19 protein-coding genes, 1 pseudogene and 1 riboswitch are annotated in these 17,064 nt (G+C 40.0%); of the genes and pseudogenes, 3 read left to right on the top strand and 17 right to left on the bottom strand.

Going from position 1 to position 17,064, the window contains the following annotated elements; translation table 11 throughout:
• Window positions 1-37: 37 nt before the first annotated feature.
• Complete coding sequence (locus ACTHRG_RS13135; RefSeq protein ID WP_440231291.1) at window positions 38-517, bottom strand: GNAT family N-acetyltransferase; 480 nt, start codon at window positions 515-517, stop codon at window positions 38-40.
• A gap of 176 nt (window positions 518-693) precedes the next feature.
• Between ACTHRG_RS13135 and ACTHRG_RS13130 the strand changes: the two genes are divergently transcribed.
• Together ACTHRG_RS13130 and ACTHRG_RS13125 are read left to right on the top strand one after the other, a co-directional pair.
• Window positions 694-1,473 (top strand): ABC transporter ATP-binding protein, encoded by a 780-nt coding sequence (locus tag ACTHRG_RS13130; protein WP_440231320.1) that lies wholly within the window; start codon window positions 694-696, stop codon window positions 1,471-1,473.
• Window positions 1,474-1,475: 2 nt separating this feature from the next.
• Entirely contained in the window at window positions 1,476-3,122 is a 1,647-nt protein-coding gene (locus tag ACTHRG_RS13125) for a hypothetical protein (RefSeq protein WP_440231290.1), read from the top strand.
• Between the two features lie 106 nt (window positions 3,123-3,228).
• Here the strand turns inward: ACTHRG_RS13125 and modB are convergent, their stop codons facing one another.
• The 8 genes from modB to ACTHRG_RS13085 form a co-directional block, all read right to left on the bottom strand.
• On the bottom strand, window positions 3,229-3,885 hold the full coding sequence (gene modB, locus ACTHRG_RS13120; protein ID WP_048009629.1) for a molybdate ABC transporter permease subunit: 657 nt from the start codon (window positions 3,883-3,885) through the stop codon (window positions 3,229-3,231).
• A gap of 4 nt (window positions 3,886-3,889) precedes the next feature.
• A complete protein-coding gene (modA, locus tag ACTHRG_RS13115; protein ID WP_076259924.1) occupies window positions 3,890-4,687 on the bottom strand; it encodes a molybdate ABC transporter substrate-binding protein in 798 nt (265 codons plus the stop codon).
• 445 nt (window positions 4,688-5,132) lie between these two features.
• On the bottom strand, window positions 5,133-6,137 hold the full coding sequence (locus ACTHRG_RS13110; protein WP_076259926.1) for a DUF3231 family protein: 1,005 nt from the start codon (window positions 6,135-6,137) through the stop codon (window positions 5,133-5,135).
• 271 nt (window positions 6,138-6,408) lie between these two features.
• Window positions 6,409-6,975 (bottom strand): DUF4256 domain-containing protein, encoded by a 567-nt coding sequence (locus ACTHRG_RS13105; RefSeq protein ID WP_076259928.1) that lies wholly within the window; start codon window positions 6,973-6,975, stop codon window positions 6,409-6,411.
• A gap of 516 nt (window positions 6,976-7,491) precedes the next feature.
• Window positions 7,492-8,754 (bottom strand): cation:dicarboxylate symporter family transporter, encoded by a 1,263-nt coding sequence (locus ACTHRG_RS13100; protein WP_048009638.1) that lies wholly within the window; start codon window positions 8,752-8,754, stop codon window positions 7,492-7,494.
• Window positions 8,755-8,867: 113 nt separating this feature from the next.
• Window positions 8,868-9,018: riboswitch (cyclic di-AMP (ydaO/yuaA leader) on the bottom strand.
• Window positions 9,019-9,240: 222 nt separating this feature from the next.
• Window positions 9,241-9,849 (bottom strand): dienelactone hydrolase family protein, encoded by a 609-nt coding sequence (locus tag ACTHRG_RS13095; RefSeq protein WP_076259933.1) that lies wholly within the window; start codon window positions 9,847-9,849, stop codon window positions 9,241-9,243.
• 139 nt (window positions 9,850-9,988) lie between these two features.
• Window positions 9,989-10,912: a nitronate monooxygenase gene (locus ACTHRG_RS13090; RefSeq protein WP_217695241.1), complete on the bottom strand. Its 924-nt coding sequence runs from the start codon at window positions 10,910-10,912 to the stop codon at window positions 9,989-9,991.
• 474 nt (window positions 10,913-11,386) lie between these two features.
• The gene (locus tag ACTHRG_RS13085; RefSeq protein ID WP_440231288.1) at window positions 11,387-11,986 is read right to left on the bottom strand and encodes a hypothetical protein; all 600 of its coding nucleotides are present in this window, start codon (window positions 11,984-11,986) and stop codon (window positions 11,387-11,389) included.
• A 258-nt stretch (window positions 11,987-12,244) separates the two neighbouring features.
• Between ACTHRG_RS13085 and ACTHRG_RS13080 the strand changes: the two genes are divergently transcribed.
• Window positions 12,245-12,778: a GNAT family N-acetyltransferase gene (locus ACTHRG_RS13080; RefSeq protein WP_440231318.1), complete on the top strand. Its 534-nt coding sequence runs from the start codon at window positions 12,245-12,247 to the stop codon at window positions 12,776-12,778.
• Window positions 12,779-12,842: 64 nt separating this feature from the next.
• Here the strand turns inward: ACTHRG_RS13080 and ACTHRG_RS13075 are convergent, their stop codons facing one another.
• The 8 genes and pseudogenes from ACTHRG_RS13075 to ACTHRG_RS13040 form a co-directional block, all read right to left on the bottom strand.
• Window positions 12,843-13,868 carry a hypothetical protein gene (locus ACTHRG_RS13075; RefSeq protein ID WP_440231287.1) on the bottom strand — a complete coding sequence of 342 codons (1,026 nt, stop codon included), beginning with the start codon at window positions 13,866-13,868 and terminating at the stop codon, window positions 12,843-12,845.
• Complete coding sequence (locus ACTHRG_RS13070) at window positions 13,852-14,406, bottom strand: sigma-70 family RNA polymerase sigma factor (protein WP_440231286.1); 555 nt, start codon at window positions 14,404-14,406, stop codon at window positions 13,852-13,854. Before ACTHRG_RS13070 ends, ACTHRG_RS13075 begins: the two co-directional genes overlap by 17 nt.
• Window positions 14,407-14,569: 163 nt before the next feature.
• Entirely contained in the window at window positions 14,570-14,803 is a 234-nt protein-coding gene (locus ACTHRG_RS13065; RefSeq protein WP_076259954.1) for a hypothetical protein, read from the bottom strand.
• 77 nt (window positions 14,804-14,880) lie between these two features.
• Window positions 14,881-15,054, bottom strand: a complete 174-nt coding sequence (locus ACTHRG_RS13060) for a hypothetical protein (RefSeq protein WP_175609125.1) — start codon at window positions 15,052-15,054, stop codon at window positions 14,881-14,883.
• A gap of 44 nt (window positions 15,055-15,098) precedes the next feature.
• The gene (locus tag ACTHRG_RS13055) at window positions 15,099-15,395 is read right to left on the bottom strand and encodes a DUF5316 family protein (RefSeq protein ID WP_286148872.1); all 297 of its coding nucleotides are present in this window, start codon (window positions 15,393-15,395) and stop codon (window positions 15,099-15,101) included.
• 112 nt (window positions 15,396-15,507) lie between these two features.
• Window positions 15,508-15,825 (bottom strand): annotated as a pseudogene (locus tag ACTHRG_RS13050) (NUDIX hydrolase); the annotation flags it as partial.
• Window positions 15,826-15,856: 31 nt separating this feature from the next.
• Window positions 15,857-16,387, bottom strand: a complete 531-nt coding sequence (locus ACTHRG_RS13045; protein WP_076259959.1) for a GrpB family protein — start codon at window positions 16,385-16,387, stop codon at window positions 15,857-15,859.
• A gap of 58 nt (window positions 16,388-16,445) precedes the next feature.
• A complete protein-coding gene (locus ACTHRG_RS13040) occupies window positions 16,446-17,009 on the bottom strand; it encodes a DUF6434 domain-containing protein (protein ID WP_076259961.1) in 564 nt (187 codons plus the stop codon).
• Window positions 17,010-17,064: the final 55 nt, after the last annotated feature.

Raw genomic sequence — 17,064 nt, 5'->3', positions numbered from 1 at the left:
CTGCTATATTAGCAGCTAATTTTGTACATAAGCCCCATTAGTTCAATACCTTCATCAATACAATTTCATCTCTAATCGGAATACCCTCATTTCCAATTAAGGGTATCTCAGGTTTCACCTTCCTTGCTTCCTCAACCGCATTAAGAATAATTTGAGACAGGATAAACCCTCGTTTCTGATAAAACTTCAATGCTAATAAATTATCATTTGTTGTTATTAGCTTCACGATCCTGCAATTTTTCTTTTTAGCAAGATTTTCGACTTCCTCCACTAACGATGTACCTATCCCCTTACCTTCTTCCGTACTATCTAAAGATATAATTTCACATTCCGTATTTTTAATTATGTAAGTAATTAGACCAATGATTTTGTACTCTTCATTTAGAACAGCAAACCCATCTAATGCACTGCAATCATAAACCCCACTGGAAATTACCATTTCCGGGCTCCCCCAATGCAGCTTAAAAAATTCTATTATTTTATCTTTCGGTAAATCCTCAACTTGGTAAATATTCATTATTAGCCACCCTAAATTTTTTAAAGTCTAATTTAATTATCTTAAATAGTCATCCAATTAACAACCTAATTATTCCATCTCAATTGGAAGAACAAACCCAAAATCCTCTTTAGCAAACAGCAGCCCTAATGTTACAATGTAATTAATGGAATATTTTAGAAATGAGGAGTTAGATGATGGAGGACGTTATATTAGAAATTAATAATTTGAGAAAGAGCTATGGTCCGAAGTCAGTGCTCAACGGTGTCTCTTTTGGGGTGAAACGCAAAGAAATCATCGGATATATCGGCCCGAACGGCGCTGGGAAAAGCACCACTGTCAAGATCATGCTTGGCATTGAAGATGACTATTCAGGACAGGTCAACATCTTTGGCCAGGATATTTCGGATGGAGATATCGAGTATAAGAGAAAAATCGGATATGTGCCGGAAATTGCTGAAGTGTATGATAACTTGACCGGCCAGGAATACTTAACCTTTGTTGGCGAATTGTATGGTCTTGATTCCGACCTTGCCAGTAATAAGGCAAAAAGCCTGATGGAGCTATTCGGCATAGGGGAAGTCTATCATTCCCGAATCGCTTCTTTTTCAAAAGGAATGCGCCAAAAGCTTCTCATTATCTCGAGCCTGCTACATGATCCGGAACTTCTCTTTTTCGATGAACCCATCAATGGCCTGGATGCAAATAGTGTCATAATATTCAAAGAAATCATGGCACAGCTTGCCGAACAGGGAAAAACGATTTTTTATTCTTCACATATCATGGATGTGGTTGAAAAAATAAGCAGCCGCATTATTCTCCTGCATGACGGGAGAATCGCAGCAGACGGCACCTTTGACGAACTAAGGCAGCAAAATACGGAAGGTTCACTCGAACAGATCTTTAACCAGCTTACAGGATTCAGTGAACATAAGGAAATTGGTGCCCGGTTTGTTTCGGCTGTAAGGGAGATGTAGGGATGCAGGACTATCGCACTCTTAAACTATTGGATCGTTTTGAGCGGGTTTTTAATAGCTTTGACGTAGATTACAAGGTTATGAGGAGACTCCTGCAGGTAAAGCTTACGATGGATGGAAGGCGCGTGCCCACCATTTTCTCGCAGAATGCAAAAAAAGAAAACAAAGAAAAGAATAATCAGTACATTAAATCTTTATGGGTTTACGTATTGTTCGGTCTGTTCTTGATTCCATTTGTTCTTATGGGGGACAATTACCTTTTCCAGATGAGTCTATTTTATGGGATTTTCACCTTTTTTGTGATGACCTCCATGATTTCCGATTTCTCTTCGGTTTTATTGGATATACGGGATCGCAACATCCTGTTTCCAAAGCCAGTCAGCCGAAAAACAATCAGCACGGCAAAAATGATGCATGTTACGATTTATCTTTCTTTCCTTACCATTGCGCTTGCGGGTATCCCTTTGATAGTGGGACTAATCAAAAATGGGCCATTATTTTTCCTCCTTGCTGCCATAAACATTATCCTGATTGATTTATTGGTTGTTGGTCTAACCGCATTGATCTATTTATCAATATTGCGATTCTTTGATGGGGAAAAATTGAAAGATATCATCAACTATGTTCAAATCGGGCTGTCCCTGATGATCATGGTTGGGTATCAATTGCTTATACGGTCTTTTGAGTTCATTGACTTAACGGTCTCTTTTCAGCCTAAGTGGTGGCAGGTATTCATTTTCCCAATGTGGTATGGCGCAAATATGGAAATGCTGTTGAAGGGGGCTTTCGATCCGGTTTATATCCTTTTTTCAGCATTATCACTCCTAATTCCGATCCTGTCCATCTGGATTTATATGAAATTTACCGGCACCTTCGAGCAAAGCCTGCAAAAGCTTGCTTATCACGGAAAAGCCAAAGAAGCGAAGCGGAGTAAAGCGGGGCAAATCCTTCTTACCATCATTTGCCGCTCACCGGAGGAGAGAGCCTTTTTCCGCTTTGCAGGCAGGATGATGAAAAATGAACGGGACTTTAAACTGAAGGCCTATCCATCACTTGGTTTTTCCATCGTGATTCCGTTTATTTTTATCATAAATACTCTCCGTGAAGATTTTGCACAGCTATCAGACAGCAAGTCCTATATAACGATTTACTTTAGCTTGATCATTATTCCGACCATCATGATTCTTCTAAAGTATTCAGGAAAATATAAAGGGGCCTTTATTTACCGGGTTGCCCCTCTCAAATCATTAAAGCCGGTGTTCAGCGGTACCATCAAGGCATTTATTATTAAATTATATCTGCCGGTCTACTTTATTCTAAGTGCACTCTTCCTTTTCCTGTTCGGGGCAGGAATTCTTCCGGACCTTATCGCCGTATTTATCAGCGCCTGTCTATACGCGGTCATTTGTTTTATGGTTTTAAAGAAAGCTCTGCCCTTTTCGGAATCGTTCGATGAATACAACCAAAACGGAAATAGTGCCATTATCTTTGGATTGATGCTGTTTGTAGCATTACTTGCAGGCCTGCATTTCGCGAGCACTTTCTTGCCATATGGAATCTATCTGTATTTGGGGATATGCAGCATTGGTCTCGTAACTATTTGGAGGCTGGCTTTCAATGTTACATGGGAGAAGATTATTGAAGGGTGATTCCTTCGAGAGTTTGCTCAAGCTGCCATTTTGGCAGCTTTTTTTATCGTGACGTTTTCACCGACTTCCTGCAAGAAAAATAGACATCCCGCGAAAGGATGTCTTCTTATGTTTTTATCAGCTGAACAAAAACTAACATGATAAATGATATTCCGATCATACACGCTACCCATAACCAGGCCATCTCCATATTGCCTGAATCAATGGCTACATAAATAGCTGTTGGAATCGTTTGTGTTTTTCCCGGAATATTACCGGCAAACATTAAAGTAGCTCCGAACTCCCCCAGGGCTCTTGCAAAGCTAAGGATGCCGCCTGAAATAATGGCCTTGTATGAAAGAGGGATCGTGATATTCATAAATAATTGAATATCATTCGCCCCATCTACACGAGCCGCATTTTCAATGTCACGATCAATCGCTTCAAAGCCTGTCTTGGCAGACTGATACATCAGAGGAAATGCAACAACCGTCGAAGCGATAACAGCGGCCCACCATGTAAACATTACTGGCTGTTTAAAAATAAACTCAATGAATTGGCCTGCAAAACTGTTTCTTCCAAAAATGACAATCAGCAAAAACCCTACAACAGATGGCGGTAATACTAATGGCAAAAGAAAAGCGGTCTCTGCAATGGCTTTCCCTTTAAATCTTTTATTCGCCATACCTTTCCCTATGATAACGCCAAGAATGATTGCCAATACTCCTGAGACAGCTGCAACTTCAGCAGATAATAGGACTGGTGACCAAAAATCAGTAGCCATATAATTATTTCAATCCTTTAAATCCATACTCTTCAAAAATACCCATAGATTTTTCATTTTGAAGATAATCATAGAACAGCTTAGCTTCCGATGGATGATTTGTATCTTTAATCATACCCAAAGGATAAATAATAGGACCATGAGTATTCTCCTCTGCCGTGTCCACAATGTTGACCTTTTCAGATATTAACGCATCCGTTTTATAAACAATTCCGGCATCCACATTATTTGTCTCAACATATGTAAGGACCTGGCGGACATCTTTGGCATACACCACTTTTTCTTCTATGTTGTCCCAGATATCCATTTTTTCTAATGATTCCTTCGCATATTTCCCGGCAGGAACCGACTCCGGTGTGCCGATGGACAATTTATCTGCGTTAGTGAGATCAGGAAACGATTTGATTTTCAATGCTGACTTCTTCGGCACCACTAAAACAAGCTCATTCCCAACTAAATCAATTCCATTCTTTTCTTCAATCAGTCCGTCATTTACCAGTTTATCAAATTTATCCTCAGCAGCTGAAAAGAAAAGATCAGCGGGTGCTCCCTGGGAGATTTGCTGCTGAAGAGAGCCTGAAGCTCCAAAGTTAAAGTTGATCAGCACATTTGGATGTTCTTTTTCGAACCTTGCTTCGATCTCCGTTAAGGCGTCCTGCAGGCTTGCCGCTGCTGAAATAGTCAGTTCCACACTCTCTCCGGCTGCATCCCGCTGCTCTTCTCCTGTATTTTTAGACTGACATCCAGCCAATAATAAAAAAAGGACCATTGATGAAAAAAATAACAGGGATTTCTTTTTCATTAAGTATCTCCTTCTCTGAATAGTTATATCTAGTAATAATTAATTATAACTACTTATAGGGACACTGGCGAATATAATCTTCCCCATCTAAAAAAAATCCTTGTTCCTGCCTTTTTATAATTCATAAGGTCATTAAGCGATTATGATACAGCCCGGACAGGAAAAATCATTTATGAAACAAACTAAAAGGCAAGCACAAATTGGAGTGCTTACCTTTGTTAACAATGTGGAAATGTAATCTGCCCGCCAACAACTTATACATGTGAAAAAGATGGTGTCCTGATCAGCCTGTCAAATCTGGCACCCATCTTTTCAAAAAAGAATGACACTTTAATAACCAAAGTGATTAAAGCAGAGAATAAGTTGAAAAGCATGTACAAATACCCCCCACACTGAAATTTAGTGTTCTGGACACTAATGTTAGTGTTAGACTGAGCAGGAGTTTTTATTCTCTTATGAGTCCCGGACGGTCCTCCATTTGCGGGGGCTCCTCAAACCAGCCGTTTTTAATCTTGATTTTAATTCCCTCTTGGGCATAGAAGTAAATATCCTTCGCCAGTATCATGGATTTCATCGCTATATCATTTCTCAAGCTAAAGAATGCACCTGTACCGGATCCTACAAGGCTAAACCCATTGAGTATGTAAATGCAATGCATCATAAGTTTGTCGGAAAACGGAGGTACTGTCGATGTGGTTACCGTAGCCCCGGAGGTTGCGGAAAATTGAACATCACCCTCTAGGAGGATTTCTTCCATCATTTTTATTTGTTTCTTGGCAAGTTCTTTTCCTTTTAAAAAGTATTTTTTGGCCTCTTTGTTTTGAGCGCATTGCGCAAAACCCGTAATAAGCTGCATCCCGATATTGTTTGCCTCCATATTGTGATGCAGAATTCCGATTTCAAGGTCATTTAATGCCCTTTTATCTCCTGTCAGCCTAAAACCGTCCTTATACTTTTTTGACTGGATATACTCTATATTTTTGGGCATCGTCACTTTTGGTGGCAGCGCTAGTATTCCTTTTTCCAGCAGATAAAAGGTCGAAAGCTTATAGATTTTCTGTGTTACAGTCGTGAGCCCCTCATAAATGGATAAAACCTTCTTATTGTATGTCATATTCATATTCAGGGTGTAAAGCCCCATGCTAACTTCCTTTAATACACGAAGAAACATGATATCAAAACCATTATCGTATAATTTAGGGGCTTCTAAATTAACGTCAGCTGAAGTAAACCCCTCAGGCTTAACCATTCCTTGATCGGAGAAAAGTTCTTCCATCTCTTTCACATAAAAGTTCAGTTCCTGCCATAACCCTCCTAAAATATTCCTAGCCTCCTGTTCATCTGACTTTTCGATAAAGTATTCCAAAAATCTCATTATCAATGTTTTTTCCTGGTAAGTCTGCCATATAGTCCCTATTTCAGAAACACTTAGCGGATTGGTTAATATCAAGTAAACAACCTCCTTCCATCATCCCATTTTGACTATGTACCGAATTGATTAATAATTCTCATTCATAAATTAACCTGGATTGGAGATATTATTCCTGATAAATGGAGTGTAGGTTATTTTCATCAATATCCGGCCGCCAGACAATCTTTTTGTAAATAAAAAGAGACGCGTTCCTTTACTAACGCGCCTGCTGGTATACCTTTTAAACTATGTTTTAGCAAAAAACCCGCCGAATCCTTCTTACGCTCATACAATCCGAGTCTCCCTGAACCTAAACTCTCAGCGAGCCGCGGAACCCCCTTGCAGCATAGTAGGAATCAGCTCCATTGTGATACACAAAGACCGTGTCGTAGCGGCGGTCACAGAAGAGAGCCCCGCCAAGTTTTCTGATATGAGGGGGTGTCTGCACCCAGCTCGATGTTTTCTTATCAAAAGCTTCAAGCTCCTGGAGCTCCCGGTATTGCTCTTCCGTTAAAAGCTCAACGCCCATGGCAGCTGCCATATCCATCACACTGTTTTCCGGCTTATGTTTTTTCCTTGCCTCCAGCGCTTCACGATCGTAGCAAAAACTTCTGCGGCCCTTAGGACTTTCTGCTGCACAATCATAAAATATGTATTCGCCCGTCTCTTCATCATACCCGGCAACATCCGGTTCGCCGGCCGTTTCTTCCATTTCATTCAGCGACCATAATTTCTCAGGATTAGCCTCAAGCTTAGCTTGTACATCTGCCCATAACAGCCCTTCATGCCTGTGCGTATTCTTCTCAAAACGGGCCTTCAATGTTTGCAGCAATTCATCCCGCTGTTCTGGTGACAGCGCCTTACTTCCCAGTGTCATATGAGTACCTCCTTTTTTCTTCATTATAATATAATTATGACCCTAAAGGGCAGATGATAAAAGCAGGCGCCGGGTTAACCTTCCTGAAACTGGCTTCGGACTCAAGCCTGATGATTTCCCCTTCCTGTGTCCGAACCTGCACCAACTTCGGACTCAGACCTGATGATTTTCCCTTCCTGTGTCTGAACCTGCACCTACTTCCGACTCAAACCCGACGTTTTCCCCTTTCTGTGTCTGAACTTGAACCAACTTCGGACTCAGACCCGACGTTTTCCCCTTACTGTGTCCGAACCTGCACCAACTTCGGACTCAGACCCGATGATTTCCCCTTCCTGTGTCCAAACCTGCACCAACTTCGGACTCAGACCCGACGTTTTCCCTTCCTGTGTCTGAACTTGAACCAACTTCGGACTCAGACCTGATGATTTTCCCTTCCTGTGTCTGAACCTGAACTATCTGGCTCCACAAAAAAACACTAACAAACGATGCCATTTGTTAGTGTTTCCAAATCTATTATTATGAAGCTTGTTGTTCAAATCTTTCTTCAGCTGGAGGGTTAAATTGCCCTTCCCACTTCGCAATAACAATCGCCGCCAGTGAGTTCCCCACCACATTAACCGCTGTGCGTCCCATGTCAAGGATACGGTCGATGCCGGCAATAAAGGCAAGGCCTTCTGCAGGCAATCCAATGGTGCTGAATGTCGCCAGCAGCACAACAAAGGATACACCAGGTACACCCGCCATTCCTTTCGATGTAACCATCAGCACTAACATTAGTGTAATTTGCTGTCCGATACTCAATTCAATCCCAAACATCTGGGCAATAAATAAAGAGGCAATCGCCTGATATAAAACAGATCCGTCCAGGTTAAAAGAGTAGCCTGTCGGAATAACGAATGAAGAAATATGTTTCGGGCTTCCCGCTTTCTCCATTTTATCCATAATTCTTGGAAGAACTGTTTCCGAGCTTGCTGTTGAAAATGCCAAAATCAATTCCTCTTTGATCATCTTCAATAATTTAAAGATGCTGAACCCGACAATTTTGGCCATAACTCCCAGAACAACAAGAACAAAGAAAATCATGGATCCATATACAGTAAGCGCCAGCTTGCCTAATGGAATCAGTGAGGCGAAGCCATACTTGGAAATCGTAACACCAATTAAGGCAAATACCCCGATCGGCGCATACTTCATAAACAGGTTCGTTACATAGAACATCGCCTTGGCCGTACCTTCAAAAAACCTCAGAACTGGCTTTCCGACATCTCCAATTGCTGCAATTCCGAGTCCAAATACAACCGCAAAGAAGATAATCGCCAGCATATCGCCTTCAACCATGGCTTGTACCGGATTAGTAGGCACAATATGCAAGAATGTATCCGCTACCGACTTGCCTTCCTGCTCTTTATTGGTTTCGACATAGCTTGAGATATCACTTTGCTGCAGGCTGTCCATATTCAGGCCGGCACCTGGCTGAAATACATTCCCGGCGATTAAGCCAACCACAATGGCAACCAATGTCATGCCGATAAAGTAGGTCAATGATTTACCGCCAAGCTTACCCACGGATTTTAAATCACCTACACCAGCAATGGCAACGATTATCGTTGATAATACAATAGGAACCACAATCATTTTAATTAAACGAATGAACAGATCGCCAAATGGCTGTAAGGCACTTTGCGCTGCTTCATTACCGTAAAAGATACCGCCAACCACAATCCCCAGGACAAGACCGATAAAAATTTGAGTGGCTAAACTTAATTTAATTCTTTTCATCAATTACCCTACCTTCTTGTTTAGTTTTAACGTGCTGCTCAGGCAAGGGAAACAAAGCTGATCTCAAAAAAAAGAAAATCGACAATTGTCAATTCACCCTGATTCATATTCTCTTATGTTTCCTTAAACGCTGACGAGGTTAGCTTTCGGGTTAGGACTGTGGAAACAGTAAGCCCTTCCATCTTTCGGATTCACCCCGTGCGGAAACTCCGCCGTAAATAATGGGTCCCCCGTTCTTAAAATAAGATTAAGCATAGAACACTAAATCATTATATTATCCCAAGATAATTTTTGTAAATAGTTAAGTATTCCCTGTATAAAACAAAAAAGCATTTGGCTCCACCTGCGCCAAATGCCATGATAGCCACACATGCTATCCCCGCTACATCTAAATTAGCATCTTAGTATTAAGTATATTGAACGCGCTTGTAAACTTTTATTAAAATTCCTCGGTGATAACAGTCACCGTTAGTGCTTCATACTACCTCAATCAGTATGCAATAAAAAATTCAGCATTTTGCTAAAGGCTTCTTGTTCTGATTTTGCATCATACTTAGAGGAATAAGGATCACTGAATCCGTGTTTCCCAGTAAATTTATATGCTTTAATTTTCTTTTTTTCCAAAGCCAATACTAACTCATCAACATTAAAAGACTGCTCTTCCTGTGGAAAAAATAGCATGGCAGGACTCCGGGGTGTTAGCTCTAAATAGTCCCTAATCCTTGAACCGTAATATCCAACTATTCCATCAACACAATCTTCCTCACTGCATAGCCAGGCAACAGTGGCACCTATACTAAATCCAATGATTACTATTGTTTCGTATTCATCTTTAACATCCAATAATAAATCTTTGATTTTACGTGCCGCTATATCGAAACCGACATGTTCCATAAAGTGACGATAAGCGGCTTCCCCTTGAGAATAATCAAAAGGCATCTCTCGCTCTAGTAAATTGGGGCATATCACTTCAAAATTCTGCTTTATTAATAATTCGCAAAAACTCTTTATATGTTGATTTATTCCATATATTTCGTGGATTACGATGATTAAAGAATTTGAATTTCTATCATAACTATGTCGCTTATTCTCCATATTTCTTCACCCGCTATATTCCATCAAAAGGTATTCTATATTAATATGAATTATTCCTCCAGTCTCAAAACACCCTTTTTAAATCCAAAAAGAGCCGCCTAATTGGCAGCCGGACGTGAAGCAATGAACCATCTTGACATTAAACACAAGCTTCATATTCTCTTTTGATATTATGAATGATCGTCTGAACAGGCAAAATTTCGTTAATTTCATGGACTCTTGCCCCCGCAAATACGAGACCATTCTCACAGTCCCCCTCCATGGATGTGACCAGAGAATCCAATGTACAAAAGCGGTAGGAGCAGTTTTTCAGACAATCGATGCACTTCTTGATTTTCACCTTTTTATTGTCAGATATTTGTTCAGTAAAGTTATTCTTAATGGCACGCCCCTCCAAACCTACGGTGGTTTTCACCATAACGATATCTTCCTGTTTGGCATGTACATATTTTTCCTTGAAGGATAGGGGGGCATCACATTCGTGACTTGCGACAAATCTGGTTCCCATTTGAACACCGGAAGCCCCGACACGAATGGCATGCGCAATATCTTTTCCTGTCAGGATTCCCCCTGCAGCTATGACAGGAATCTTAACAGCTTGCACCACTTCCGGTAAAATATCGAATAACGGTCTTTCGGTCCCTAAATGCCCTCCTGCCTCATTGCCCTCTACGACAACCGCAGAAGCACCCAGCCGCTCTGACATTTTGGCAAGCCTTGCAGATGACACAATCGAAATCACCGGTGTGCCGGATTCTTTGCCCCAATTGTACATATCCCTTGATATTCCTGCACCTGAAATAATGAAATCCACCTTTTCCTCTATAGCGGCCTTCATTTTTTCAGCAAAATCATTCATGGCAAATAGAACATTCACCCCAATATAGCCCTCACCCTTGATAGCTGCCCTGGCCTTTCGTATATGCAGCCTTAACTCTTCTATGCTAATTCCTGTCCCTGAAATAATTCCAATCCCCCCGGCATTCGCAACAGCTGATGCCAGGCCGCTTAACGAAATACCAACGCCCATTCCACCCTGCATGATGGGAAACTCAGGCGTCATATGACCGATTTTTAATTGTGGAAATTTCAAAAGAACTACCTCATTTCATCGCCAATTTATTTCTTCTCCATTATTGAGCGAATGAGGGCGATTGAATAGTGATAAATATAATACCTGGTACTAAAAACAGGTTATATTTTCGCCATATTCACAGAATGTTCAAGAATTGCCAACGTAGAGACTTATCAGGCATCATCCCTGCAGCTGACCTTACTCACATAAAAAATTTTTATCTGCCTCTTTGAAATATACGCTGTAAAGGTATGCTAAACCAAAACAAATGATCGTGATAAAAAAGATTTTATTAATTGAAAGCTGTTTCATCAGAGAGGTGTGCGTTGATCGCTCCGATGAAAAAATAGACCACCAACTTGGTTCAGGAAAAAAGACAGATACCATAATCCAAATGCATAAGAAACATAACACCAATAACCAATATAATTTCATAAGCTCTCCTCATTTAGAAAAACAAATTCAATTCACAATCCTTACACCATTAGGGTCCACTAATATCTTCGAAGAGAGGTCCTTTATAACTGCTTCATTAATTGTAACTGTTTCACCAAACACCGATTTAATTGAACTGATAGGCTTACCGAACAAAATGGATAAGTCATTTTCTAGCCCTTCTTTTCTTGTTTCTAATCTTAATTCTTCTATTTTTAGGTTATCAGTCACCGAATCTACTATTTCTTTGTTTGTTTGGAGTTCTATCCTAAAAGAATAAGGGGTTGTAATAAACGTTCTTCTTTCCCCCTTGTCCACAATCCAATTCATATTATCTGCATTCTGACAGATAAGCTCTTGTTCTTTTTCAGATACCAAAAAACCTATATGGTCAAATTTACTCTTCTTTCCATATCCAAATGTGATATTTACGCTCCCTTTTCTTGCTTCGATAATACGAAAAATAATATTCTTCGTCCGAAAGTTATCCCATACTAAGGGAGGATCAAAGTTCTGGAATCCCCCCAGGTATTTACCGATACGCTGATATATCTGAAAGCCTGCATTCACGTAAAACCTTTCTGTTTCTTCCACGTGTGGAGTCCAATAATGATAATGAAAAAGCACAGATATCACCTCTTTAATAAGCTCGTTACTAACATATTCAATAAAAACGTAATTTCTCCTTTCAGACTATTCCTGACTATTCACAAGTTCCTGATACAGTTGACCGCTGCAGCATATGTAAATAAAATGAAATCATCCCAAATTGGAGGTTTTTGTTTGTTGAACTTATGTTTAGAGCTGGTGAAGTAACACTTTCTCCATGAGAAAGTGCCATTTATATTGAAACTTTATCATCACTTAAAGAACAGGAGACTACAAATGGATATCTTAATTCGGCAAGAACTCCCTGCAGACTATGATTCGACTGAAGAAATGGTAAAAGAGGCTTTTTTACATGAAGAATACAGCGACAAAACAGAACATTTTCTTGTCAAAAGGCTCAGAAAATCAGATGCTTTTATTCCAGAGCTTTCTTTAGTGGCGTTAACTCAATCTAAAGAGATTGTGGGCCATATTCTTTTATCTAAAATCAAAATATCGGATGGTGAGAAAGCGGGAGATTCTCTTGCACTTGCCCCACTTTCTGTTCGTCCCGGTTATCAGGGGAAAGGCATCGGGAGCCAATTGATACGTACTGTACTTAACAAGGCCAAAGAAATCGGTTATCATTCCGTAATCGTTTTAGGCCATAAAAATTACTATCCAAAGTTCGGCTTTAAGCCAGCCAGTCTTTGGAATATTCATGCCCCTTTTGAAGTGCCTGACGAAATATTCATGGCTCTGGAGTTAACAGAGAATGCTCTTAAAAATGTTGCCGGGGTTGTTCATTATTCAAAAGCTTTTTCAGAATAAGAGGCCAGAGTTCAAACAAAAGCTATCTCTATCATTATCCAGAGATAGCTTTCTATTTGCTTCTTCATTCTCTTATATCAAAAATCAATTCATCAAATAACTCCCCATCCACATAAAGCAAAATAGCCCATTCTCCCTTTTTAGGAATCTTAACAGAAGATGGTGTATGGGCATCCGCCCCGTTGTTTGGACCATAAGCGTGAATGGTCCATCCCATTCCATTTGTTAAAATGGGATGAACTGTCTGCGATTCTTTATGAAAGCCAACGATTGTCAGATCAACATTCTCAACGCCCCACAAATGCCACATCCACTTTTGGCCGTTTAAACTGGGCATGCCAGCGCCAATCACCCCGGACTTGTTTTCATTTCCAATTATGCCCCTGCTGCCGAACTCCACAGCTTTTCTCTTCCAATCAATAGTGTCAAAATCGCTCACCTGAACAAAATCAGGTATATCCTGAGGCAGTGTAATAGGGTCATCCTTAGCTTTTTCTGCCACACTGACCACTACATCCCCATAGGATATGCCATCCAGGTACACTTCAAACTTCCACAGGCCTTCGTAAGGAAGGGTGAATGTCGTCGTGAACCGCTGCAAACTTTGGTACCCGGGAGAAGGTGCTATTATTTGTTGCTGAGGTAAGACTTGTATTCTTTCACTAGTTTCTTTATGAAAGGCAGAAATGGAAAGCTCTTTTCCTTTATACGTGTTAAAAGGCTCCTGGAAACTAAAGATATAGCCATAAGGCGTTCCAGCTTTCAGATAAGGATCGGGTAATATGCTGAATCTCATCTTTTGATTCACCTTATATTCATGCCGGATGTTCCATTCACCAGCTGTACCGCCATGTATCTGGTTTTGATCCTGCCTGACCCATGTCTCAGTTGAAACTAAGAAAGCTAAGAGGCAGATGGCAAAAGTGGATATGACTAATATAACGAATTTATGAGGCTTTTTTGTTGGCATCTCTCTTCTATCGGAATGGAGCGCTTTTCTAATATTTATTTTTTGAAATTCCGTAAAGTGCTCGCCCTTGTGAGTTGTCGAGTCCATGGCCCGCCGCAGCTGCCTAAGCTTGCTCTCCATTATATCCCCGCCTCTCCATCATTTTTTTCAGCTTCCTCCTGCCTCTGCTCAATCTCGTTTTAATCGTATTTTGGTTTACTCCTATTAGTCCCTGGATCTCTTCAATCGTACATTCTTCATAATAATAGAGAGTAACAACTTCCCGGTACTTCACAGGCAAAGACAAAACACACAAGGAAAGAAATTCTTCCTCGCTGCGCTTCAGCAGTTCCTTTTCCGGCGGCAATTCCTTTGATGAAAATAAAGAAAACAGGCTCGAATTCAGAACCACTTTCCGAAACGCATGACTCTTCAGGACATCCTTTGATCTATTAATAGCCAATCGATAAATCCATGATTTAAACGAGGTCACTTCATCGATTTTGTCATAATTTTGGTAACATGTGATGAATACATCCTGAACAATATCTTCCGCCAGCTTCCAATCCTTCAAATAGTTATAAGCAAGCTTTGTGAGCCGTTCACCGTAATCACCCATAATCATCTCAAGCCAAACTTCACGATCTTCTAATGAATCATCATCCCTGATCTTTCTCACACACTCCCCACCCCATTATCACTTTAATGCTAAGACGAATGAGTCGGATATAAGTTTCATTTATTTTGAAAAGGCACCTTCCTTTGAACCCCATCCTATTTGCCTCTTCAAAGACCTATTTGTTTAAAAAGAAGAAGCCGCCCTGGATTGGCAGCTTCGTTTGTTAATCATTTTCCCTCATTGAAAACAAATAAAGAATTGCAATGATAACGGCAATAATGGAAGTGATTACAGAATATCGAAAAATAGTAAAAAAGAACTCAGGAAATGGTGTGATAATACTTGAAGTCATACCATCAACATCTTTTGTACTTTCGATTCGCTTCATAAAGGCGACCAATAAGAAAAAGGAAACAATAAATGAATAGATTCCTGTTTTCACTATGATTTTCTCCATAAATTCACCCCTAAACTTTTCTTGACTTGCTTTTTCAACTGCAGTTAACTGGAGCCACGAACAATTAGTTTATGAAATTATTGAAATCCTCCTGTGTCCTTATTATCTCCCATTAAATAATTTGAACTTTCCCCTGGCTTTGTGTTCGGATTTGTTGGGGTAAGAGGGTTATTATTATTTTTCCTGCGTCTCCAATCAATAAATATAGCAAATAGTATAATTCCAGCAATAAAAATCACTAACCACCACATAGGTTCACTCCCCTGGTTTGAAAGGCCGCCTTTATAGTTAAACTTTAGCTTAAGAAAAGATACAGAAGCAGCGCAATCATAATATTTGGCAGGCCAATTAAAACTGAGCCGATGCTTGTTCTTTTCCGCTTTCGTCTTTCGTCAGGAGAATCTTGTGCTTCCAAGCCTGCCCTCATCCGATGGGGACCAGCTATAGAACCTGACATAAGAACAGAGATGGCTATAAAAAATAATCCAATGGCTCCTGTCACTAAGTAAGCCTTACTTAATTCCCAAAAACCAAGTGATAATAATACACCAGTTATTGAGAAAACGATCCCGATAGTTAGATGCTTCAACACACCAAACCTCCTTTATTACTAACTATACGGCTGAAATCTTAAATTGTTTCAATTTTTAATTTTTTATGAGGACCAATGAAGAAAAAAGGGAGCTCCTCTTCGGAACTCCTTTCTAAATTGAATTAATATAATCCTTAATCACTTTACGATCTGGAGGACTTATATTCGAGGGAATCTCATGGACATGAAAAAAACGTAAATCTTTTACCTCTTCGGTATCCACTGTAAGTTCTCCATCATAGTTGCTGCAGATATAGGCTGTAATGACATTATACACTTCATCACCGTGAGGATATTTATAGTAAAATTCTTCTCCTGAATAGATATTAAACAACATCAGTTCATTTGCTGTTAACCCAGTTTCTTCAAACAGCTCTCTCTTAGCCACCTCTTCCAATGTCTCTCCAGGCTCCAGAGAACCTCCCGCCAATGCCTACTGGAAAAGGAATGTAAGTAAACCGCTATTTATCGGCAGTGAAGTCTCTTACACCTGCAAACCAATCAAGCGCCTTTTGCTCCATCTCTTTCACAAACACCTTTTTCGCCTGGCTATAATCAGTCGTGTCATCAAACCTTTGTGCCAATTCTTCCTTAAAATTCGTATACCTTTCCGCTTCATCAGGATGGGTCCGCAGATAGTCTCTAAAGATAAGATGCCGTTCTATTTGGGGGTTATCAGATTGATAGAAATGTATATGATGAGTTCGATTTTCCCCGCCTTTACGAAATAATCTTCTCTCTGTAATGCCCCATTCCCCTGCAGATTCGTATCCAAGCTTCTTCATCTTTTCAGTAAATTCATCTATCTTCTCGATGTTTCTCACAATACACATCATATCGATTACAGGCTTTGCCTTCATCCCCCGGACTGAAGTGCTCCCAAAATGTTCACACTTAATGATTTCATCCTTAAAGATGGATTTTAAAAATTGAACTTCATTTTGATACATTAGGGCCCAATCATCGCTAAATGCAGTAAGTCGAATCTTCATTCAAGAACCTCCCTTATGAAACTTACATGGATTCACAATTAGGGTTGCCTCACAAAGACTAGCCTCTGTATCTATTGCTGCCAGGCTGTTTTTTTAATTCATTCCAGGCTTTTATGGCGTTTTCACGATTATTGCCTTTGTTTTTCGGGTCTGCAAAATAATCTCTGATGAACTGATTATATTCAAATTGAGAGCCTATTTGTTTCGTATAAGAAGGGTCTTTTTTCCTTTCTTCCTCTTCGTGCCAAGCATGAACAACATCACGATATGTTTTTCCGGTATTTTCTTTAAAATAATTTTGAATATAAGTCGAGAAATGAAATCTAGGAATAACCGATTTGAAGAAAACTCTTACATTCTGACTGCAACGGTGGTTTTCTGTAATAACGGTATCTAAAGTTAATTCTAATAATTTTACTTCTTTAGCCAGAAGACTTTTTTTCTTTACCGGTTTTTTTATTTCTCCTGTTTGAAGAAATGCAGCTATTCGATCCGTAATTTCCATTTTAGATCCAGCAGCACTCATTCCGTTTTCTCTGCAAAAATTTTGCAGCTCTTTTTTCAACCAATAAAAGCTGTGGAAAGCTTGCACATCCAAATCCCTTTTTAGTTCCGGCCTCAAGTATTCTACCTCCCCATTCTGATAATGATATTATAAAACACATGTTCGTTATTGT

Source organism: Cytobacillus sp. SAFR-174 (genome assembly GCF_051964675.1).
Lineage (GTDB): Bacteria > Bacillota > Bacilli > Bacillales > Cytobacillaceae > Cytobacillus.
Note: the sequence above shows the minus strand (reverse complement) of the source record. Positions and strands in the feature narration are given on the sequence as shown.